We start from the raw sequence: 21879 nt of genomic DNA, 5'->3' as shown, positions 1-21879 counted from the left end.
GCGCCATGGATCCAGAGGCGGCGAGCGATGCCGCAGGATGATCCGTTCGAGCCCCGCCTTGGCCGGATGCGCGCCCGTGGCGGCAAGCGTCAGGCCCGATTCCTCAACCGGATACTCGCCGCCGCCAACCTCGCGCGTGGTGGGGCGCCTGGTCCGGCCGGCCGCAAGGGCTTTGCCGGCGGCAAGATCGGTAGAGGTGTCGGGATCGGCCGCGTGCTCGTCCAACGCGACCGGCTTGCGGCATTCCGTGCGCGGCGGGCCATCGTCAAATCGAGGATCGTGCGGTTGGCTGGAAAGGGGGCTGCCAATGCACGCGCGCATCTGCGGTACCTTGGGCGCGACGGCACGACCCGCGAGGGCGCGCCTGGCACGCTCTATGGAGCGGATGCCGATCAAGTCGATGGCAAGGCCTTCCTGGAGCGGGGCGCGGGCGACCGGCACCAGTTCCGGCTGATCGTCTCGCCGGAGGACGGCGATCAATATCCTGACCTCAAGCCAGTGATACGGCGGCTGATGCAGCAGATGGAAGAGGATCTGGGGACTCGCCTCGAATGGGTCGCCGTCGACCATTTCAACACGGGTCATCCGCATAGCCATGTGCTGCTCCGCGGAGTCGACGAGCAGGGCAAGGATCTGATCCTCGCGCGCGACTATCTCGCATGCGGCATTCGCGAACGGGCAGGCGAGATTCTCGACTTCGATCTGGGGCCGAGAACCGACCGGGAAATCGAGGGCCGCCTCCGCGCCGAAATTGACCAGGAGCGCTTCACCAGCATCGACCGGCGCCTGCTTGGTGCAGCAGTCGATGGGATCGTCGGGGCTGCCGCTACCGATCCCTTCGAGCAGAGCCTTCGCTCGGGGCGTCTTGCCAAGCTTGCGCGCATGGGGCTCGCCGAGCCGATCGGGGCAGGCAGGTCTCGGCTTGCGCCGCAGTTGGAAGCGACTTTGCGGCAGATTGGTGAACGGGGCGATATCCTCAAAACGTTACAGGGCGCGCTGAAGGAGGCGAGCGTCGCCCGCGCGCCATCGGACCTTGTGCGGTTCGATCCTGATTCCTCCGCGCCGCTCATCGGCGCAGTCATTGCCCGCGGCTTGTCCGACGAGCTGCGCGACCATCATTATCTGGTGGTCGACGGGATCGACGGTCGCGCCCACTATGTCGATATCGGGCGGGGCGATCCGGAAGCCACGATCGGACGGGGCATGATCGTTCAGGTCCAGGCGGTACGGCCCGAGGCGCGTGCCGCCGACCGGACGGTGTCAGCAGTCGCTGGCGCCAACAAGGGCATCTACTCGACGGACGCGCACCTCCGCCACGATCCCGGCGCGAGCCTGAAATTCGCAGAAACCCACGTGCGCAGACTGGAGGCGATGCGGCGTGCCGGCGTTGGCGTCGAGCGGCGCCCGGATGGAAGCTGGTCGATCCCGGCCGACCATGTGGAGCGCGCCGCTGCCTATGAGGCCCGGCTTGCCCGGGATCGCCCCGTGCAGGTCTCGTTGCTCTCGCCGCTACCGCTCGATCAGCTCGCTGGCCATGATGGCGAGACATGGCTTGATCAGCGATTGTCCCACGGTCGCTCCGCCACGGCCCGCGAGGCTGGCTTCGGCGCACAGGTCCGGCTTGCGGAGCAACGTCGCCGTGGTTGGCTGATCGATGAAGGCCTGCTCGACCCGGGCTCTAACCGCCCGCTGGATGTCGAGACGCTTGCCGTTCTTCGCCGGCGTGAGCTCGGTCGCATCGCTGGCCAGTTGTCCCGGACATTGGGATTGCCCTTCGTGGAGGCGCGCCGCGGCGATCGTATCGAGGGCTTCATCGACCGGAAAGTCCAGTTTGCCAGCGGTCGCGCTTACGCCGTTCTGTGTAAGTCGAAGGAGTTCACGCTCGTGCCATGGCGTCCGAATCTCGAGCGGGCGCTAGGCCGTTATGTCAAAGCGCGCCTCAACGGCCAGGGCATAGATTGGTCCGTTGCCGCCCCTCGCGGTCGGACGATCAGTTGAGCATGCCACTGGGCAGAAGCACGAGAGGGGGGTGGCCCCGATAGGGAAGGTTCAGGAACGGCGGTGCCTCAAATTCGGAATTCAAGCTTTCCGCAGGCCATTGACCGCCCTGAAGCGCCTACTTCCGGTAGGGCCCTTAGGGTGGGTGCGGTAGGGACAACATCCAGATTTCGCCTGCCGGTCCCGACTAATAGATGCGGCGGTGCAACATAAATGCGCCACCGGAGACCCCAGACAATGACCGCACCTTTCATCGACCTCAGCGTCCACCATCAGCCCAAGGGCCTGTCGGACCGGGTCGCCTTCGGCTTCACCAAAGCGCTGCGCTGGTGCGCCGACACCTTCTTTGCGGAACGCTATGGCCATCGCGCCGTCGTGCTCGAAACGGTCGCCGCGGCGCCGGGCATGGTCGGTGCCACGATCAATCATCTCGCCTGTCTGCGCCGCATGGTCGACGACAAGGGCTGGATCAAGACGCTCATGGATGAAGCCGAGAATGAGCGGATGCACCTGATGACCTTCATCGAGATCTCGAAGCCGACCTGGTTCGAGCGCGCGGTGATCATCGGCGTCCAATGGGTGTTCTACCTGTTCTTCTTCGGCCTGTACCTCGTCAGCTCGAAGACCGCGCACCGCGTCGTCGGCTATTTCGAAGAGGAAGCTGTGATCAGCTACACCCATTATCTCGCCGAGATCGACGAGGGGCGCAGCGAAAATGTGCCGGCACCAGAAATCGCGAAGCGCTACTGGGGTCTGCCCGAGGACGCGACGCTGCGCGACGTGGTATTGGTTGTTCGAGCTGACGAAGCGCACCACCGCGACGTCAATCACGGCTTTGCCAACGAGCTTGCGGGCTTGCCGACGGGTGCCATCGCCCAATGCCCACCGCATCAGGCGCTCGAGCCGATCTGGAAGAACGCGGCCTGAGGCTAAGGCATGCAAGGAGGGCAGGAGAGGGACGCATACTGCCGATCCTGTCGCTCGTCAGCGAGGCAGCGATTCCTGCCTCACTCGAGTTCGCGCTTTTGCCGAGAGGTTTTCCGGTGGCGGGCGGGTTGGCGACAGCCGATCCGCCCGCCACCGCTGTGCTGCTTGTCGGCTGGGCCCAAGGCGACGGGTTTGGTTTGCTTGGCCGGGCTCCGTGCGGACCCGGGGACTTGGCCACTGGCGATCAGCCCTGGCCACAAAATCATCTCCCCGCATGGTGCGATTAGATGTTTGCGATCGTGAACGAACATGAGGGCGTCGCGGAACCCACTGCGAGGCCCCCGTTTGGCCTGGTCTGGGCCGGTTCGGTTAGAAGGAGGCCCAGTCGCTCTGCATGCTGCCCTTGCCGCTGGCGCGCGCAGCCTGGGAGAGCGATTTAACCGGCGAGACATAGTTGGAGGGGGATGCCTTGGCGGGCCTGAATCCCACCGGCTGGGCCGCCGGCCTAGGCGCAGGGCGCCCTTCGTCGCCGACCGTGAACTGTGCTGCCTGCTCGGCAAGCGCCGTCACTTCGGTGCTGAGGTTGCGCGCCGCGGCCGAGGTTTCCTCGACCATCGCGGCGTTCTGCTGGGTTGCCTGGTCCATTGCGCCAATCGCGGTGCTGATCTGGGTGATTGCGGTCGACTGCGCCTGGTTGTCGGTCGCCATCTGGCCGAGCAGCTCGTGAACCTCACCGACATCGCCGGAGATATGGGCGAGCGCGCCATCGACTTTCTCGACCATCGCCACCGCCGCAACGATGTCGGTCTGGGTGGCGGTGAGCTGATCGCGGGCGCGTCCGGCCTCTTCCTCGGCGCGCATCGCCAACGCCGAAACCAGGTCGGCCACCACCGCGAAGCCGCGACCCGCTTCGCCGGCGCGGCCCGCCTCGACCGCGGCGTTCATCGCGAGCACGCGCGTCTGGAAGGCGATCTTGTCGAGGCCCTCGATCACGCTGTCGATGCCCTTGGCGCTTTCGCTGACCCGAGTCATCGCCTGCACCGCCTCGTCGGCGATACCGCGCCCGTCCGACACGGTCGAGATGGCGCCGTCGGCGCGCTCGACTGTGCGGTTCGCCGCGTTGGCAGTCGCCTTGAGGCGGCTGTCCATCTGGGTGATGGCTGCCAGGGTTTCCTCGAGGCTTGCGGCATTGGCTTCGGTACGGCGCGCCAGGTCCTCTGACGCCTGCGCGATCTCGCCTGAACCCGTGCGGATCGCGGCGGTCGTTTCCAGCACCGAAGCGATCAGCGCACGCAGGCTTGCCAGCGCCGCATTGAAGTTGGTCTTGAGCTCGGCATAGGAGCCGGGGAAATTGGCTTGGATCTCCGCGGTGAGGTCGCCGTGCGTCAGCTGCACGAAATGCTCGCCCAACGTGCGGACGACATCCGCCTGCTCGGCGGCGTGACCCTGCTGCTCGACCGCCGCGTCACGGAAGGTGAACATCGCCTTGGTCATTCGACCGACGCAGTCCTTATAGTCGGTATAGGCGATGGGGGTGGCGAGGTCGCCTGCGGCCAGCCCCTCCATCCGGAGGACTGTGTTCACATAGGGAACGCAAACCGCCTCGCGAAAGCGGTGTGCGAGCAGCGCGGCGGTCGCGAGCAGCGCGGCCTGGATGCCGAATGTGATCCAGCCGGGTCCGAACAGAGAGACGATTATGGCGAGCGCCATCAAGCCCAGGAGCGAGCTGAAAGCCACGAGCATCTTGAGTCGGATCGGCGCGGTTGCTTCAAACCATTGCATGCTCAACGGGTCCTTCGATGGAAGCCGGAAACGACGCCTCCGGATACGCCGGGAGGTTCGCACAGGCGGTCGCAATCGCAGGAATTCGGCCGCTGTCGGCATTATAGAAGGACGGCGGGAGCAAGGCGGGCAACCCGGGAGCCGGAGATCCTCAATGCGGCCGGGCGATCGACGGAAATGTCAGTGAAATAAAATACTTGGCGGTCAGAAAAATTTCGGAAATATTTTCGCCTCTGACTCGCTGGAGGAGAGCCTGGCCCGCAACGGACGGGTGGGAACAAGCCGATGCTGGTTTGTCGGATACCCCGACCGCTCTGTCCGCGCTCCGCGAGTGAGTCCATGACGGCCGGTCGCCATCCGCCTCGGTTCGCCTCCCGGCCGCAAGAAGTGGTGGAATGCGAGAGGGGCGGCTGGAAAGCTGGCGTGAAGCATCCCGAGATCAAGTGCTCCCGGTTTCAGGGCTGAACTGGTGGACGCTTTCGGAAGTTCAGTTTGGGCCGCCGCACCATCTGGCTTGGCGGCCCGGTTCGCATCTTCAGGTCGTCGGCGTGGTTGCGACTGCAGGCGTGGGGACAGGCGTTGCCGCAGGGGCAGCCTGTACCGGAACAACCGGGGCGGCGGTGTTCACCGGCAGCGCAACCGGCAGCGCCTCGGCGGTGAACGCTTTGAGCTCGCGGCCCTGCGGGATCCGTGCGCTCTTCCCCGTGATGAACGCAGCGAACACGCCGGCGACCACGACGCCCCCGACGGTGGCGACGGTGTTGCCCTCGCCTTCCTGCCGGTATTTGCCCGTGATCGGGATACGACGGCCATTGAGTTCGAGATAGCGCAGCTCGATCTCCATCTTGCCGGATTTGCCGAACGCGCCCTTGCCCGTCTTCCACGTCACCTCACCGAACGCCGGTGTGCCCTTCGGGATCACGATCAGCTCGCCAATCATGACGTCGTGGTTCAGGGTCAGGCCGAATTTGTGGCCCGCCTCGATCCGGCCACCCTTGGTGGTCAGTTCCTCGTTCATGCTGACCATGACTTCGGTATTCGCCGGCAAGGAGATCTGGCTCACTACAGCGGGTCGCTCGACGGCCTGGATGGGCACCGGCTGAGCCATTTCCGGCATGGCTGGCGCGGTCTGCGCAAAAGCAGGCGCAGACGAGAGAATGGTGCAGGCGAGTGCGCCCGCAAGAATTGCGTTCATGATATCCCCCAAACAAAGAGCTGCCCCCGCAGCTTTCTCTTGGCTATCACAGTTTTATCTAAACTCAACGCAGTCTCGACGCTGCGCTGCAGCGCCGGGCAAGCACATCGACGCGGAGCGAGGGACGCAACTGGGCGCGATGGCAGCGCAATACGCAAGTTTCGCGGTACAAACGTAGGTTAGCGTAGATACGCGCTGTCCCGCCCCCAGCTATTTGGCGGCACATTGACGGCATCGCCGGGAAAGAACTTCCCGGCGCGGGAGCCGTCCATGACGCCCACAAAGCTATTGATCGGTCAAATCCTGATTGTGCTCGCGATTACGCTCGCGGGCGTCTGGACGGCTACCCAATGGGCCGCAGCGATGCTGGGCTATCAGGCGGCTTTGGGCACGCCGTGGTGCGTACTGTTAGACATTCCAGTCTACCGTCCGTGGCAGCTCTTCGCCTGGTGGTACCATTTCGAGGCCTATGCGCCGCACATCTTCGACCGCGCGGGTGTGCTGGCCGGGGCGAGCGGCTTTGTCGGCTGCGGCGCGGCAGTCGGCGGGTCGCTCTGGCGTGCGCGCCAGGCGCGGCAGGTCACCACTTATGGCTCGGCGCGCTGGGCGAACAAACGCGAGATCGCGCGCGCGGGCCTGTATGGCGATGCAGGCGTGTTTCTCGGTCAGCAGGACGGCCGTTATGTGCGCCACGCCGGACCCGAGCACGTCATGGCGTTCGCGCCGACGCGTTCGGGGAAGGGCGTCGGTCTCGTCGTACCGACGTTGCTCAGCTGGACGGGATCGACGGTCGTCCATGACATCAAGGGCGAAAACTGGATGCTGACTGCCGGGTGGCGGTCGCTCTTCTCGCACTGCCTGCTGTTCAACCCGACCGACCCGCGCTCGTCGCGCTACAATCCGCTGCTGGAGGTCCGGCGCGGCGCCGACGAGGTGCGTGACGTCCAGAATATCGCCGATATTCTGGTGGATCCCGAGGGTGCGCTCGAGCGCCGCAACCATTGGGAGAAGACCAGCCACGGTTTGCTGGTCGGTGCGATCCTCCATGTCCTCTATGCCGAGGAAGAGAAGACGCTGGCGCGGGTCGCGACCTTCCTTTCCGATCCCCAGCGGCCTTTCGTGGCGACGCTGCGCCGGATGATGGAGACCAACCATCTCGGCACCGCCGAGGCGCCGCGGGTGCATCCGGTCGTGGCGTCGGCGGCGCGCGAGGTGCTCAACAAGAGCGAGAATGAGCGTTCGGGCGTGCTCTCGACCGCCATGTCCTTTCTCGGCCTCTACCGCGATCCGATCGTCGCCGACGTGACCTCGCGCTGCGACTGGCGCATCGCGGATCTGGTAGAGGGGGCGCAGCCCGCCTCGCTCTACCTCGTCATTCCGCCCTCGGACATCTCGCGGACCAAGCCGCTTGTCCGGCTGATTCTCAACCAGATCGGCCGGCGGCTGACCGAGCGGCTGGAGGGGCAGGGCGCTGCGGGCGGCCGCCATAAGCTGCTGCTGATGCTCGACGAGTTCCCGGCGCTCGGCCGGCTCGATTTCTTCGAGACTGCGCTCGCCTTCATGGCCGGCTATGGCGTGCGATCCTTTCTGATCGCCCAGAGTCTCAACCAGATCGACAAGGCTTATGGCGAGCACAATGCGATCCTCGACAATTGCCATGTCCGCGTCGCCTTCGCGACCAACGACGAGCGGACCGCGCGGCGCCTGTCGGACGCGCTTGGCACCGCCACCGAGCAGCGCGCGATGCGCAACTATGCCGGCCACCGCCTCGCGCCATGGCTCGCCCATGTCATGGTCAGCCGCCAGGAGACCGCGCGCCAGTTGCTGACGCCGGGCGAGGTGATGCAGCTCCCGCCGGAAGAGGAGTTGATCCTCGTCTCGGGATTGCCCCCGATCCGGGCGCGCAAGATCCGGCATTATGCCGATCCCAATTTCACCACCCGGCTGCTTCCGGCACCGGCGCTGATGCCTGGCAGCTATGCGGACGTGCCGCCGCGCCGGGAGGACGACTGGGCCGGCGCGAAGGGCGCCTCGGATGCTCGGCTCGCCGCCGCCGCGGATGACTGCGAGGACCTGGCTGCCGACGAGGGCGGCGTCCAGCACGAACGCCATCCCGGCCTGCCGCAGGAGCAGCCAGCGCCGCCGGCACCGCCGGTGCAGCTCAAGCTGCTCGGCCTCGACCAGGAGGATGGCGATGCCGCCGCGGATCAGCGGACCATGGACCGGGTGCGCGCCCTCACCACCGTCCAGCGCGCGCACGGTCTCAATGCGGGTGCGCGCCAGGACCTGCTGCCGGACTTCTGAGATGAAACCGCGGCACCATCTCTATTTTGACGAGGGCCTGACCGCCGAGCTCGAGGCGCTGGCGGCAAAGCCGGGTACCTCCAAGTCCGCGATCGTCTCCGATGCGCTGCGTGCCTATCTCAAGCGCCGCGGCACCCGCGAGCTCGACGATATGCTCAAGGTCCGGCTCGACCGGATCGGCGCCGAGCTCGGCCGGCTACGCCGCGATCTCGACATCCAGCTCGAGAGCTTCGCGCTGTTCGTGCTGTGGCAACTGACGATCCAGGCGCCGCTCCCCGAGGCCGATGCCGCGGCGCGCGCCATCGGCCGGGACCGGTTCGAGGCATTCATCGCCGAAGTCGGCCGCCGGATTGCCGACGATCGCCGTGCCTTTGGATCGGCGGAGGGGGAGGGCTGCCAATGATTGCCCAAGCCGATGACCGCCGACGCGCGATGCTCCAGACTGCCATGGGGCCGGGGATCGCGGCCGCGCTCGGCGATCCGCGCGTGCTCGAGATCATGGTCAATCCCGACGGCGCCCTCCGGCTCGACCTGTTGGGTGAAGGCAGGGTCGATACCGAGTTGCGGGTCGAGCCGGAACAGGTCGAGCGGATCATCCGGCTTGTCGCCACGCATGCCCGTACCGAAGCGCATGCTGACGCGCCGATCGTCTCGGCGGAGCTGCCCGCGCACGGCGCTGGCGGCGGCGAGCGGTTCGAAGGCGTGCTGCCGCCCGTCACGCGCGCGCCCTGCTTCTCGATCCGCAAGCCGGCCACTCGGCTCTACACGCTCATGGATTATGTCCGCGACGGCATTTTGTCGGAGGAAGGCGCGACGTTGCTCGCGCTGGCGGTCCGCGAGCGCCGCAGCGTCCTGGTCGCCGGCGGCACCAGCTCGGGCAAGACCACGCTCGCCAATGCACTGCTCGCCGAGATGGCAAGCCTGGATGAGCGCGTCATTCTGATCGAGGACACGCGCGAGCTGCAATGCCCCGCGCCCGATACCGTCGCGCTTCGCACGCGGCCCGGCATCGTCACCATGGCAGATCTCGTCCGCTCGACCCTGCGCCTGCGCCCCGACCGCATCATCGTCGGCGAGATACGAGGCCCCGAGGCGCTCGACATGCTCAAGGCCTGGAACACCGGCCACCCCGGCGGCATCGCGACCGTCCATGCCAACAGCGCCGCGGCCGCGCTCTTCCGGCTCGAGCAGCTCGTCCAGGAAGCGGTGGTCACTGTCCCGCGCCGGCTGATCGCCGAGGCGATCGACCTGATCGTGTTCATCGCGGGCCGCGGCGCTGCGCGCCGCATCGAAACCATCGCCGCGCTCGCCGGGATCGACCCCGACGGCAACTACGCGATCCGCGACTTCGCTCCCTTCACGCAGCCCCAAGGAGACTGAACCATGTTCCGTTCGATCCCGCTCGACCGCCGCGCCGCGCCCTGGCTCGCCGCTTGCGCGATGCTCGTCTTTGCCGGCGCCGCCCAGGCCTCGGGCTCGGGTATGCCCTGGGAAGAGCCGCTCCAGCAGGTGCTCGAGTCGGTGCAGGGACCGGTCGCCAAGATCGTCGCGGTGATCATCATCATCACCACCGGCCTGACTCTTGCCTTCGGCGATACCGCCGGGGGCTTCCGCCGTCTCATCCAGATCATCTTCGGCCTCTCGATCGCCTTCGCGGCCTCGAGCTTTTTCCTTTCCTTCTTCTCCTTCGGCGGCGGGGCGCTGTTGTCATGAACGCGGCCGGCCAGCATATCGACGGCTTCGAGGTTCCCGTCTTCCGCTCCTTGACCGAGGCGATCCTGCTGGGCGGCGCGCCGCGCGGGCTCGCCATCATCAACGGCACGCTCGCCGCGGCGGTGGGGCTCGGGCTCCAGCAGTGGTTGGCCGGCCTCGCGCTCTGGCTGCTGGGCCATAGCCTCGCGGTCTTCGCCGCGCGGCGCGACCCCGAATTCCTGCCCATCCTGCTCCGCCATCTGCGCCAGAAGGGACGCCTCGCATGCTAGCCTTGCGCGAATATCGCAGCCGCGCCGACCGCCTGGCCGACCATCTTCCCTGGGCGGCACTGGTCGCGCCCGGCATCGTCCTCAACAAGGATGGCAGCTTCCAGCGCAGCTTCGCGTTTCGCGGCCCGGATCTGGAAAGCGCGACCGACGCGGAGCTGGTCGCCATCGCCGCCCGGACCAACAATGTCCTGCGCCGCCTCGGATCGGGCTGGGCCCTCTATGTCGAGGCCGAACGGCGCCCGGCGCCTGGCTATCCGGCGAGCGATTTTCCCGATCCCATGTCCGCGCTGGTCGATGCCGAACGCCGGGACGCGTTCGAGGGCGGCCGCGCGCATTATGAGAGCCGTTATTATCTGACCCTGCAATATCTGCCCGAGCCCGACAGCACCGACGCGGCCAGTCGGGCGGTGCTCGAGGGCGGGGAAGGGAAGGGCCGGGACTGGCGCGCGGCGCTGGCCCGGTTCGCCGGCGAGACCGACCGGATCGGCGATTTGTTTTCGGCGCTGCTCCCCGAGATGCGCGCGCTCGACGATGCCGGCACGCTGACCTATCTGCACGGCACCATTTCGGAGCGAGCCCACCGGATCGCGGTACCCGAGACGCCCCTCTATCTCGACGGACTGCTCGTCGATACCGAGCTGACCGGCGGGCTCGAGCCGATGCTTGGGCCGACGCATGTCCGCACCTTGACCGTCGCCGGCTTTCCGGGGCTTAGCCGCCCCGGGCTGCTCGATGCGCTCAACCACCAGGACTTCGCCTATCGCTGGGTCACGCGCTTCGTCGCGCTCGACAAGGGCGAGGCGACACGGGCCCTGACCCGCATCCGCCGGCAATGGTTCAACAAGCGCAAGTCGGTCACGGCAATGCTGCGCGAGGTGATGTACAACCAGCCGGCCCAGCTCACCGACAGCGATGCCGACAACAAGGTCGCCGACAGCGATGCCGCGCTCCAGGCCCTTGGCCAGGATCATGTCGCCTTCGGCTATCTGACGGCCACGGTGACGGTGACGGACGTCGACCGCACGGCGGTCGAGGCCAAGGTTCGCGCGGTCGAGCGGATCGTCAACGGCCTCGGTTTCACTTGTCGGCGCGAGACCGTCAACGCAGTCGAGGCCTGGCTGTCGAGCCTGCCCGGCCATGCCTATGCCAATGTCCGCCAGCCTTTGGTTCACACGCTCAACCTGGCGCATCTGATCCCGCTCTCCAGCGTCTGGGCAGGCCCCGAGCGCAACGTGCATCTGGACGGTCCGCCGCTCCTGTATGCCGACACGAGCGGCGCGACGCCGTTTCGGCTCTCCACCCATGTCGGCGATGTCGGCCATATGCTGATCGTGGGGCCGACCGGCGCGGGCAAGTCGGTGCTGCTCGCGCTGCTCGCCTTGCAGTTCCGGCGCTATCCAGGTGCGCAGGTTTATGTCTTCGACAAGGGCCTGTCGGCGCGGGCGGCGGTGCTGGCCATGGGCGGCGCACATCACGCGCTCGGGCTCGGCAGCGATGCCGGGGCCACGATCGCCTTCCAGCCGCTGCGGCGCATCGATCGCGCCGAGGAACGCGCCTGGGCTAGCGAGTGGATCGCCGCCTTGTTCGCGCATGAGGGCGTCGCGGTCACGCCCGAACTGAAGGACATGCTCTGGTCGGCGCTCTTGAGCCTCGCCAGCGCGCCGGTCGAACAGCGGACGCTGACTGGCCTCGCGTTGCTGCTCCAATCTTCGGCGCTGCGCGCCGCGCTTGCGCCTTATACGCTCGAAGGGCCTTATGGGCGGCTGCTCGATGCCGCCGAGGACGACCTCGCGCTGGCTGGCCTCCAATGCTTCGAGACCGAGGCGCTGATGGGCCAGCCGGGCGTGGTCGCGCCAGTGCTCCATTATCTCTTCCACAGGCTGGAGGCCCGCTTCACCGGCCGCCCGACCTTGCTGGTGCTCGACGAGGCCTGGATCTTCCTCGACCACCCGCTGTTCGCGGCGCGCATCCGCGAATGGCTCAAGGTCCTGCGCAAGAAGAATGTCGCGGTCGTCTTCGCGACCCAGAGCCTCGCCGATATCGCGGGCTCGGCGATCGCGCCGGCGTTGCTCGAGAGCTGTCCGCAGCGGATTCTGCTGCCCAACGATCGCGCGGCCGAACCGCAGCTCCGGGAGATCTACCAGCGCTTCGGCTTGAACGACCGCCAGATCGAGCTGGTCAGCCAGGCCACACCCAAGCGCCATTATTATCTCCAGTCGGCGCAGGGCAACCGCCTGTTCGAGCTTGGTCTGGGACCGCTGGCACTCGCGCTCTGCGGCGCCTCCGACCCCGACAGCCAGAAGCGGATCGACGCCGCGCTGGCCGAGGGGGCCTTCGATCAGTTCGCTGCCCGCTTCCTCCAATCCGCCGGTCTGGATTGGGCGGCCGATATCCTGACCGGCTCCGCCTCCATCTCATCGAAGGAGTGAGTTCCATGTCCCGCTCGTTTGCCCCGCTGCTCCTGCGCGCTGCGTTTCCCGTCGGAATCGCGGCGCTAGGCATTCCCAGCCTCGCCGCTGCCCAGATCACGGTGTTCGATCCGACGAACTACAGCCAGAATTTGTTGACGGCGGCGCGGACGCTCCAGCAGATCAACAACCAGATCCAGTCGCTGCAGAACGAAGCGGCGATGCTCCGCAACATGGAGCGCAACCTCGCGCGCACCGACTTTCCCGATCTCGCCGGGCTGGTCTCTAGGATGAAAGCGGTCGGTGCGCTGATCCAGCAGGCGCAGGGCATCGCCTTCCGCACCGGCCAGGTCGATCAGCAGTTTCGCCAGCTCTTTCCGGACTTCGATGCCCGGGTCGGCGCCAGCGCGGTCGCAGCCCAGGCCAAAGCCCGGCTCGACACGGCGATGGCGGGCTTTCGCCAGACGATGAAGGTCCAGGCCGATGTCGCCGAGAATATCGAGGCGGACGCGGCAACGCTCGCCAGGCTGTCGGAGAAGAGCCAGAATGCGGTCGGCGGGCTGCAGGTCGCCCAGGCGACCAACCAGCTCCTCGCGCTCGCCGCCAAGCAGCAGTTCCAGATCCAGCAATTGCTGGCCGCGCAGTTCCGCGCCGAGGCGACCGATTCCGCGCGCCGCGCCCAGGCCGAGCTCGACGCGCATGCTGCCACCCGCAAATTTCTCGGATCCGGCACTGCCTATTCGCCGCGCTGACCTCTCCCCGGCGGCGTTTCCCCCCGTTGCCGAGCGCCGCAGGGCGCTGCGTTGCCCCCGCGCACGCGTCCTGCGGCACCCAATGCGCCTTGAGGATGCACCATGATGAACGACCTCAATGTGATCGACCGCTTCCTGGCGGACTTCAGCCGCTATATCGACAGCGGTTTCGGGCTGCTCGGACCGGACGTCGGCTTCCTCACCAGCGTGCTGATCGCCATCGACATCACGCTTGCCGGGCTGTTCTGGGCGATGGGCGGCGAGACCGACGTGCTCGGCAAGCTGCTGCGCAAGATCCTCTATGTCGGCGTCTTCGCGTTCATCCTCAACAATTTCTCCCGGCTTGCCGAAATCATCTTCCGCTCTTTCACCCAAGCCGGCCTGACCGCAGCCGGGGGCACGATGACCGCAGACCAGTTGCTCCAGCCGGGGCGTCTTGCGGGTGCGGGTTTCTCGGCGGCCTGGCCGCTGCTCGATCAGGCCACGGAACTGCTCGGCTTCACCAGCTTCTTCAGCAACTTCATGACGATCATGGTGCTCCTGATCGCCTGGGCGATCACCATCGTCGCGTTCTTCGTGCTCGCGGTCCAGGTCTTCATCACCATCCTCGAGTTCAAGCTGACCACGCTCGCCGGGTTCGTGCTGGTGCCGTTCGCCCTGTGGAACCGGACCAGTTTTCTCGCCGAGCGCACGCTCGGTTCGGTGGTGAGTTCGGGCATCAAGGTCATGGTGTTGGCCGTGATCATTGGCATCGGCTCGGGCTATTTCACCGAGTTCTCCGAGGCGGTGACAGGCACCGAGCCCGACCTCGGCCAGGCAATGAGCCTCGTCCTTGCCAGCCTCACCTTGCTCGGCCTCGGCATCTTCGGACCGTCCGTCGCTTCCGGCCTGGTCGCTGGCGCGCCCCAGCTCGGTGCAGGCGCAGCGATCGGCACCGCTGCCGCGGTGGCCGGCGGCGCAATGCTTGGCGGCGGCGCCGTGGCCGGCGCCGCCCGGATGGCTGCCGGCGGCGGGCTGGGCGCGATCCGGGCGGGAACCGCCATGGGGAGTGCTGCCTCGACCGCATACAAGCTCGGCCAGAAAACCGCGGGCTCGCCGAGTGTCGGCGCCGGGCTTTCCGGCGTCGGCACCGCTGCCGCCGGTGCCATGCGCCAGCGTGCCGGAGCGGCTTTGGGCCTGGGTCAGGCCGCGGAGCGCGGGCGCAACGCTGCCTGGAATGCTGGCTCGGTCCGCTCTGGGCCGTCGCAACCGGGCTCCGAAGGGCAAAGCGGGGCCATGCCCGGCTGGGCGCGGGATCTGCGCGCCGAGCAAACCGCCCGCCACCACCGCCACATGGCGCTCCAGACAGTGAAGGAAGGCGATCGCGGCGGCGCCTCCGCCACCCCCGACATCAAGGAAAGGGACGAAGGATGAAGTTCCGAAGGAACAGCCAGCGTTTTGGGCGCACCCCCGAACCCGAGACGGCGTATCAACGCGCGGGGCAATTGTGGGACGAGCGGATCGGTTCGGCGCGGGTCCAGGCGCATAGCTGGCGGTTGATGGCCTTTGGCGGGCTCGGCCTGGCGGCCGCGCTATCTGCCGCTTTGGTTTGGCAGTCGATGCAGAGCCGCGTCGTCCCCTATGTCGTCGCGGTCGACAATCTCGGCCAGGCCCAGGCGGTCGCGCCCGCGGACGCTGACTACGAGCCGACCGATCCGCAGATCGCATGGTTTCTGAGCCGCTTCATCCAGGACATACGGTCGGTGTCGCTCGACCCGGTGCTGATGCGGCAGAACTGGCTGCAGGCCTATGACTTTGTCACCGAACGCGGCAACGTCCAGCTCAGCGAATATGCCCGTGCCGCCAGACCGTTCGAGCAGGTCGGCGAGAAATCGGTGTCGGTCCAGGTAACGAGCATCGTGCGCGCTTCGCCGAGCTCGTTTCAGGTGAAATGGATCGAGAGCGCTTTCGCCCGCGGCAGCCTCGCCGGCACGACCCGCTGGACCGCGATCCTCACGATCCGGCTGCGTCCGCCCAAGACCGCGGACCTGCTCCGGCGCAACCCGCTCGGCCTCTATGTCGATGCCGTCGACTGGAGTCGCGAGCTCGATCCGCCTGTGCCGTCCGCGTCAGGTCCGCCAGCCACTCCAGCTGCGGTGCCACCCCCCGAACCCAAACCGGAGTCCGTGCAATGATCCGCCATCTCCTGCCCATGCCCGGCCTGATGCTGGGCGCCGCCGCTTATGCCCAGACCGCTCCGCTCCCGACACCGACGCCAGCCGCAACGCCACCAGCGCACGTCGCCGCGCCGGCGCCGACCCGCATATCGGATCCGGTGCCCGTCGCCCCGCCTCGGACATACCGCCTGCCGGCTGCCGCCGGACGGGTTGCTCAGGCGAACCGCAACGCGACCCGCGAGCCGAGCGCCGCCGGCTATCGCAACGCAGTGCAGATCTACCCCTATGCCGAGGGAGCGCTCTATCGCGTGTTCGCCGCGCCCGAGCGTGTCACCGACATCGCGCTGCAGCCGGGCGAGGCGCTGGTCGCGATCGCGGCGGGCGACAGCACCCGCTGGACGATAGGGGACACCAGCAGCGGCCGCGGCGAAGGCAAGCGAACGCATATCCTGCTCAAGCCGTTCAGTGCCGGGCTCGCGACCAACCTCGTCGTGACCACCGACCGGCGGAGCTACCATCTCGAGCTGGCGAGCACCCAGGCCACGGCGATGGCCGCGGTGTCCTGGATCTATCCGGCGGACACGCTGATCGCGCTGAGACGCGAGGCTGCCGCGGCAGAAGCTGCGCGGCCGGTGGCAGCCGGCGTCCCGCTCGAAGCGCTGCGCTTTGCCTATCGCATCAGCGGCGACCATCCGGCCTGGCGGCCGCTGCGCGCCTTCGACGATGGCCGTCAGACCTTCATCGAATTTCCGGCCGGCATCGCCCAGGACGAGGCGCCACCCTTGTTCGTGATCGGCCCCGACGGCACGGCGGAGCTGGTCAATTATCGCATGGCCGGCCGCTTCTACATCGTCGACCGGTTGTTCGCCGTGGCCGAGCTCCGGCTCGGCGGCAAGAAGCAGCGGATCGTCCGCATCGCGCGCGACGATGGGCGCGAGCCGCGGGGAGGACGCCATGACTGAGTCGCCTGTCGAGGCCGAGGCGATCCCATTGCCGGAGCCCAAGCGCGACCCGGAAGCACTCGTGCTGCGCGCCAGGCCGCGGCGGGTCGTTCGCTTCCGGCGCGGCGTGATCGTCTGCGCGGCGCTGCTCGGCTCGAGCGCGCTCGCCGGCATCGCCTGGCTGGGCCTCAAGCCGATCCATTTCACGCCGGGAGTAACCGCGGAGGGGGACGCCAATCCGCGCGCGCGGGTGCCGGACGATGCGCTCGGCAAGGCGCCCAAGGGCTATGGCGACATTCCGCAGCTCGGGCCGCCGCTTCCTGGTGATCTCGGTCGCCCGATTCTCGAGCATCAGCGCAGTCTTGCGCGGTCCGCGGGCTCGACGGACGACGCGGCGGCACAAGCCGAGGCGACCGAGCGTCAGCGCTTCGCCGCCGAACAGAAGGCCGCGCGTGAGACAGGCGTCTTTGCCGAAGTCGGCCGGTCGGGGCAAAGGGTCGGCGCTGCCGACCCGGTAGCGGCGATGGCTGCGTCGCCACCCGCTCCGGCATTTCCGCTTCCCGATCCGAACGCCCCTGCGCCGAAGCAAACCTTTCTGGAGCACCGTGCGGACGGTGCGACGGTCGATTCCGGACGGCTCCAGCCGGCGGCCTCGCCGACGGTGCTCAACGCCGGCAGCGTGATCGCGGCCAGTCTCCTCACCGGGCTCAATTCCGACCTGCCTGGCTTCGTCATCGGTCAGGTCACCCAGCCCGTATTCGATAGCGCGACCGGAAGGACGCTGCTCATCCCCCAAGGCGCGCGGCTCCTCGGCCGCTATGATTCGGTGGTCGCCTTTGGCCAGACGCGTGCGCTCGTCGTCTGGCAGCGCATCCTGATGCCTGACGGCAGCTCGATCGCCGTCGACAATCTCCCTGCCACCGATACCCAGGGCTATACCGGGCTTTCGGACAAACTCGACCAGCATAGCTGGCAGGTGCTGAAAGGGGTTGGGCTCTCCACCTTGCTCGGCGTCGGCACCCAGCTTTCGCTGGGCAATGACGAGAGCGATCTGGTCCGGGCAATACGCGAGTCCGCCCAGCAGAGCGGCGCGCGCGCCGGCGACCGGCTCGTGCAAAAGGCGCTTGACGTCCAGCCGACGATCAAGGTGCGGCCGGGCTGGCCCCTTCGCGTTATCTTGCACAAGGATCTGGTGCTCGCGCCCTGGACCGGAGTGCGGCCATGACCGGCCTTCGGCTCGCGAAGCTGCCCGACCGCACGCCGGCCCGGCTGACGATCTCGATCACGCCCGAACTGCACCGGCGCCTGCAGGACTATGCCGCGGCCTACGCCGAATCCTATGGCGTCGAAGAGCCGGTCACCGAGTTGGTGCCGGCGATGCTTGCCGGCTTCCTTGATGCAGACCGCAGCTTCGCGCGCCGCAAGAAATAGGGGAGGGTGTTGTGCCGATCCAAACCGAGAGAAGTGCGCGTCCAGAGATCTTCCCGATCAGTGTTCGCATACCGCAGGCAGTGGCAATGACCGGGTTTAGCCGGTCGCGGATTTATGAATTGATCGCGTCCGGTGAGCTGCAGATCGCGAAGGATCGGCGGTGTACCTTCATTCTGGTCGAAAGCCTCAGGGCGGCAGTGGAGCGCAGGCTGGTGGCGCAGTGATTTTCCTGCACCGGGAGTGTCGGCACTGGCGGGTCCTCTATTTGAGTGATGCGCCATCCTACCCGCGCGCAGCAACCGCCGTCCCTGCAGGGCGCCACCCGCTGACCAAGCGCTTCAAAAAGTTGTGGTGCGTGTCGCCTGCTGAGCTTCGCTTCAGTTGCGTTCAAAGGAGCTGCGGCGAATCGTCGCAGGTGGAGCGTCATGCGAGCATGGTATTGCGACACCATCCCTCACGTTCCGTCCGACGATATCCGGCACGATCCGAAAACGCATATTAGACGAAAATTAGACGTGTTGCATTTTGCAACTCAATTTTCAAACTAAGTGCTTGAAAACATTGGTGACCCCTACGAGAATCGAACTCGTGTTTTCGCCGTGAGAGGGCGACGTCCTAACCGCTAGACGAAGGGGCCATGTGCTGCGGAAGGCGGGCAATTAGGGGGAGCTTGCTCATCCGTCAAGCACGTATCGGCACCAGACCGAGCCAGCGCTGCGCGACAGGCCAGCGGGGAAGCAGCAGGCGGTCGCACATCGCCGCCAACACGAGGGTGGCGCCGAACAACGGCATCGCCATCGCAAGCAATAGAATCGCGCCGATCAGCAGCGGCCCATAACGCGGCCGCGACAGCGGAACGGGTGCGCCCAGCGAGCCGTCCGGACGCCGGCGCCACCACATCACCACACCTGAAGCCGACAGGGTAGCGAGAAGCAACGCAGTGAGCGTGCCGAGCAACTGGTTGGCGACTCCGAACAGCGTGCCCTCATGTGCGGCGATTCCATAGCCGACCGCGCGATCGAGCCAGTGGCGCTCGGCGAAGTCGCGGCGGGAGGTGAGGGCGCCGCTGCGGCCGTCCACCGTGATGCTGGTGCGCAACGGCCGATTGGCGGCATCCGAAGTCACGGTCCACGCCGTGCCCCTGGCGGCGGGCGGCGCGAGAAGCACCGGCGGGGCGATGCCGAGCGGATAGACGGCCGCCACGACGCGATCGAGATCACCGCCGAGCGCCGGCGCGTGCGGCATCGTCATCCCTTCATGCTCGGCATGATCGCCCAGCATCGCGTTGCGTGCGCCGGTGGGCCAGTCCTGCGGTCCGTCGAGCGTCCCGGTGATTGCACGCACGTCCTTGAAATAGCTCCCCCAGAATTTGGCCCAGGGCAGCCCGGTCGAGATCAGGAAAAGCGCCAGCACCGCCACCCAGATCCCCGACACGGCATGCAGGTCGCGCCAGAACAGCCGCTTGCCGCCGCGCAGCCGCGGATAGAGCACGCCGCCCAGCCCCCGCGTGCGCCGCGGCCACCAGAGATAGAGCCCGGTCAGCAGCATCGTCACTGTCCAGCAGGCGGCGATCTCGACCAGCCAGCTCCCCGGATTGCCCGCGCGGAACGTGCCGTGCAGGTCGGAGATCACGCGCATCGGCCGTTCGCTCTCGGTCTCGGTGCGGAGGACGCGCAGGCGATACGGATCGACATAGACGCGCGTCTCGCGGCCGTCCCTGCCGAGGATGACGCGCGCCGCCTCGCCCGGTGCTTGCGGAAGCTGATATTTGTGCAGCACCGCCCCCGGAACCGCGGCGAGCGCGACTTTCACTTGCGCATCGGCGCTCGCTCGCGGCCCCGACGGCGTCAACGTGTCGTACGGCCGCTCCAGCCACGCTTCGATCTGCGGTTTCCACAAATAGATCGTCCCCGTCGTCGCGAGCCACAGGACGAAGGGCATGCAGAACAGCCCGGCATAGAAATGCCAGCGCCACACCGCATTGTACCAGCGCGCGCTCGTCGCCATCAGAACGCCGCCCGCACGCCGGCAAACACGCTGCGCCGTTCGACCGGGTAGAAGATCGCGCTCGCCGGTGTGTATTGCACCACCGCTGAGATATCCCCCGCCGCCTTGCGGCCGCCGAGGTTGCGCGCATCGGCGAACAACGTGAAGCGCTCATCGACCCGCGCCTCGGCGCTCAGCACGAACAGCACATAGCCGCTGGTGCGGAAGCTGTTGGCATAGTCCGCCCAGCCGCCGCGCGGCGTCCATTCGATATTGGGCGATACGTGCAGCGCTTCGCCGCCGAGCCGCAACTCGGCGCGGTAGAGATGCTCGGGGACCACCGGCAGGCGATTGTCGCCAAACTGGGCGTCGTCCCGGAAGCGGAAGTCACTCCACATATAGACCTGCCGCAGCCGAGCCCATGTGGCGAGATCGAGATCGAGCCCCAGCTCGACGCCCTGATGCCGTGTCTTTCCGGCGTTGAACGTGGCGGCGGGGATCGTCGGTGGCGCGATATTGTACTGGAGCAGTTCGCCGTCGAGATCCGCGCGATAGACGCTCAGATCGAAGCGCAACGGTCCGATCCTGCCGCGCCCGCCAATCTCCGCGGTCCAGCCGCGCTGTGCATCGAGCGGCACGAAGCTCGAGATCTGGGCAAGCTCGATAAAGCCCGGCAACTCGTGGCTGCGGCTGAGATTGGCGTAGAGCTGCACATTGCGCACCGGTTCGTAGAGCAACCCGAGCTTGGGCGAGAGCTGATCGAAGCTGGCACGGCCGCTCGCTATGGTCGGGAAGACCTGGTCCTGCCGCCGCAGCCCCGAGGTGTAGACTGCGCCTGCGATCAGCGTCAGCGCCGGCACCGGGCGCACGCGCGCCTCGGCATAGGCGTCGATCGTGCGAGCCTGCTGGTCGGCCGCGAAGGTCTTCGCGCCTTGCTCGCCGTTCACGTTGACGAAGCGGCGCGAGGCGATGTTGCCGAACCGCGCGGTCACGCCGGCGGTCAGCCCGAGCGCGCCGAAATTCTGGTCGAGCCGGGCATAGCTGCCCCAGTCGAGCGATTTCTGATCGATCACCTGATAGATCGGGTGATGGAGCTGTTTGGCGCTGAGGAACAGCCCGACATCGAGATTGCCGCTGCCGATCGCGATGCTCGTGCGATTTTGCAACCGCAGCGAATCGATGTCGCGCGCCTGATCTCCGACGGAGCTGCCGGTTTGCGGGGTGCTGGTCACCTGCGCATAAGTCAGCGCGCCGGGCAGCTCCTGCCGGATCGTCTGCGCGCTCGCGTAGAAGCGCGTCTCGACGCTCTCGCTCAGCCGCAGCCCGACATTGCCGTTGACTCGCAGTGCCTTGCGACGGGCATGATCGCGATCGCCGTCCGACCGGTCGCCGGCGATCGCCAGCCATGCGTCGCCGCGCGCATCGGCAAATCCCGCGCTCGCGAAACCGCGCAACGTGTCGAAGCTTCCGCCGTCGACGCGCAAATGCACGCCGTTCGACGAACGCCCGGTCGGCGTGACGCCGTTGATCGCGCCGCCGAGCGTCGAAGCGCCGAAGCGCAGCGCGTTCGCTCCGCGGAACACCTCGACATGCTGGAGGAAGGCGGGATCCAGCTCCTGGAAGTCGCCATTGTCGTCCGCGAGATTGATCGGCACACCGTCCTGCAGCAGCGTCAGCCCGCGCATGTGATAGCCGCGGCTGATCCCAGATCCGCGGATCGACAGGCGCACTTCCTGCCCGAAGCGCGGCTGGGCATAGACGCCGGGCGAGAAAGCGAGCGCGTCGCGGAGCGAGACCGCGACCTTCTCGTCGAAATCGCTGGCGGAGACGACATTGGCGCCGCCCGGCGTCTCGCCGACGCGCTGGATGGCTTCCTCGACCAGCCGTTCGGCAGTCACGACGATCTCGGTGTTGGAAGGCGCTTCCTGCGCCGCCGCGGGCACGGCCACGAGCAGCGGTGCGCCGAACGCGGCGCGAAGTATCAACGACATGATGGTTTTCCTCGACTGAACGAACA

Annotated in this window: 19 protein-coding genes and 1 tRNA gene; 15 read left to right on the top strand and 5 right to left on the bottom strand. The window is 67.1% G+C overall.

Translation table 11 applies throughout. From position 1 onward, the window contains the following. The first annotated feature begins 27 nt into the window (after nucleotides 1-27). Both rlxS and BR78_RS0102070 read left to right on the top strand, forming a co-directional pair. Nucleotides 28-1998, top strand: a complete 1971-nt coding sequence (gene rlxS / locus BR78_RS0102075; protein ID WP_029934499.1) for a relaxase/mobilization nuclease RlxS — start codon at nucleotides 28-30, stop codon at nucleotides 1996-1998. Between the two features lie 237 nt (nucleotides 1999-2235). Further along, entirely contained in the window at nucleotides 2236-2925 is a 690-nt protein-coding gene (locus tag BR78_RS0102070) for an alternative oxidase (RefSeq protein WP_029934497.1), read from the top strand. A 369-nt stretch (nucleotides 2926-3294) separates the two neighbouring features. On the opposite strand, the gene BR78_RS0102065 is transcribed toward BR78_RS0102070, so the two are convergent. Together BR78_RS0102065 and BR78_RS0102060 are read right to left on the bottom strand one after the other, a co-directional pair. Continuing rightward, nucleotides 3295-4668, bottom strand: a complete 1374-nt coding sequence (locus BR78_RS0102065) for a methyl-accepting chemotaxis protein (RefSeq protein ID WP_231478074.1) — start codon at nucleotides 4666-4668, stop codon at nucleotides 3295-3297. A gap of 574 nt (nucleotides 4669-5242) precedes the next feature. Further along, on the bottom strand, nucleotides 5243-5902 hold the full coding sequence (locus tag BR78_RS0102060; RefSeq protein WP_156022177.1) for a hypothetical protein: 660 nt from the start codon (nucleotides 5900-5902) through the stop codon (nucleotides 5243-5245). A 270-nt stretch (nucleotides 5903-6172) separates the two neighbouring features. On the opposite strand from BR78_RS0102060, the gene BR78_RS0102055 reads away from it, so the two are divergent. The 13 genes from BR78_RS0102055 to BR78_RS22070 all read left to right on the top strand — a co-directional run bounded on the left by BR78_RS0102055 (nucleotide 6173) and on the right by BR78_RS22070 (nucleotide 18100). Next, entirely contained in the window at nucleotides 6173-8206 is a 2034-nt protein-coding gene (locus BR78_RS0102055) for a conjugal transfer protein TraG (protein WP_029934490.1), read from the top strand. A gap of 1 nt (nucleotide 8207) precedes the next feature. Next, a complete protein-coding gene (locus BR78_RS0102050) occupies nucleotides 8208-8609 on the top strand; it encodes a CopG family transcriptional regulator (protein ID WP_029934488.1) in 402 nt (133 codons plus the stop codon). After that, entirely contained in the window at nucleotides 8606-9586 is a 981-nt protein-coding gene (gene trbB / locus BR78_RS0102045) for a P-type conjugative transfer ATPase TrbB (RefSeq protein ID WP_029934486.1), read from the top strand. The genes BR78_RS0102050 and trbB overlap by 4 nt, the downstream gene beginning before the upstream one ends. Nucleotides 9587-9589: 3 nt before the next feature. Beyond that, complete coding sequence (locus BR78_RS0102040) at nucleotides 9590-9919, top strand: TrbC/VirB2 family protein (protein ID WP_029934484.1); 330 nt, start codon at nucleotides 9590-9592, stop codon at nucleotides 9917-9919. Further along, a complete protein-coding gene (locus tag BR78_RS0102035; protein WP_029934482.1) occupies nucleotides 9916-10188 on the top strand; it encodes a VirB3 family type IV secretion system protein in 273 nt (90 codons plus the stop codon). Before BR78_RS0102040 ends, BR78_RS0102035 begins: the two co-directional genes overlap by 4 nt. Then, complete coding sequence (trbE, locus tag BR78_RS0102030; RefSeq protein ID WP_029934480.1) at nucleotides 10182-12617, top strand: conjugal transfer protein TrbE; 2436 nt, start codon at nucleotides 10182-10184, stop codon at nucleotides 12615-12617. Before BR78_RS0102035 ends, trbE begins: the two co-directional genes overlap by 7 nt. Nucleotides 12618-12622: 5 nt before the next feature. Beyond that, on the top strand, nucleotides 12623-13348 hold the full coding sequence (gene trbJ, locus BR78_RS0102025) for a P-type conjugative transfer protein TrbJ (RefSeq protein WP_029934478.1): 726 nt from the start codon (nucleotides 12623-12625) through the stop codon (nucleotides 13346-13348). 105 nt (nucleotides 13349-13453) lie between these two features. Then, complete coding sequence (gene trbL / locus BR78_RS0102020) at nucleotides 13454-14761, top strand: P-type conjugative transfer protein TrbL (RefSeq protein ID WP_029934476.1); 1308 nt, start codon at nucleotides 13454-13456, stop codon at nucleotides 14759-14761. Then, a complete protein-coding gene (gene trbF / locus BR78_RS0102015; protein WP_037565872.1) occupies nucleotides 14758-15522 on the top strand; it encodes a conjugal transfer protein TrbF in 765 nt (254 codons plus the stop codon). The genes trbL and trbF overlap by 4 nt, the downstream gene beginning before the upstream one ends. Then, a complete protein-coding gene (trbG, locus tag BR78_RS0102010) occupies nucleotides 15519-16466 on the top strand; it encodes a P-type conjugative transfer protein TrbG (protein ID WP_037565870.1) in 948 nt (315 codons plus the stop codon). The genes trbF and trbG overlap by 4 nt, the downstream gene beginning before the upstream one ends. Further along, nucleotides 16459-17670, top strand: a complete 1212-nt coding sequence (locus tag BR78_RS0102005) for a TrbI/VirB10 family protein (protein WP_029934471.1) — start codon at nucleotides 16459-16461, stop codon at nucleotides 17668-17670. Before trbG ends, BR78_RS0102005 begins: the two co-directional genes overlap by 8 nt. After that, nucleotides 17667-17876 (top strand): DUF2274 domain-containing protein, encoded by a 210-nt coding sequence (locus BR78_RS0102000; RefSeq protein ID WP_029934470.1) that lies wholly within the window; start codon nucleotides 17667-17669, stop codon nucleotides 17874-17876. The genes BR78_RS0102005 and BR78_RS0102000 overlap by 4 nt, the downstream gene beginning before the upstream one ends. Nucleotides 17877-17887: 11 nt before the next feature. Next, nucleotides 17888-18100, top strand: a complete 213-nt coding sequence (locus tag BR78_RS22070; protein ID WP_081855564.1) for an AlpA family phage regulatory protein — start codon at nucleotides 17888-17890, stop codon at nucleotides 18098-18100. 338 nt (nucleotides 18101-18438) lie between these two features. Here the strand turns inward: BR78_RS22070 and BR78_RS0101990 are convergent. From BR78_RS0101990 to BR78_RS0101980, 3 genes are all read right to left on the bottom strand, one after another. Then, nucleotides 18439-18513 (bottom strand) — tRNA-Glu (locus tag BR78_RS0101990). A gap of 44 nt (nucleotides 18514-18557) precedes the next feature. After that, a complete protein-coding gene (locus tag BR78_RS0101985) occupies nucleotides 18558-19883 on the bottom strand; it encodes a PepSY-associated TM helix domain-containing protein (protein WP_029934469.1) in 1326 nt (441 codons plus the stop codon). Further along, complete coding sequence (locus BR78_RS0101980) at nucleotides 19883-21853, bottom strand: TonB-dependent receptor family protein (RefSeq protein WP_025561035.1); 1971 nt, start codon at nucleotides 21851-21853, stop codon at nucleotides 19883-19885. Before BR78_RS0101980 ends, BR78_RS0101985 begins: the two co-directional genes overlap by 1 nt. Between the last annotated feature and the right edge of the window lie 26 nt (nucleotides 21854-21879).

Origin of the sequence: Sphingomonas sp. UNC305MFCol5.2, assembly GCF_000712135.1 — a bacterium.
In the GTDB taxonomy this organism is placed as follows: Bacteria; Pseudomonadota; Alphaproteobacteria; order Sphingomonadales; family Sphingomonadaceae; genus Sphingomonas.
This window is presented reverse-complemented; position numbering and strand designations above follow the sequence as displayed.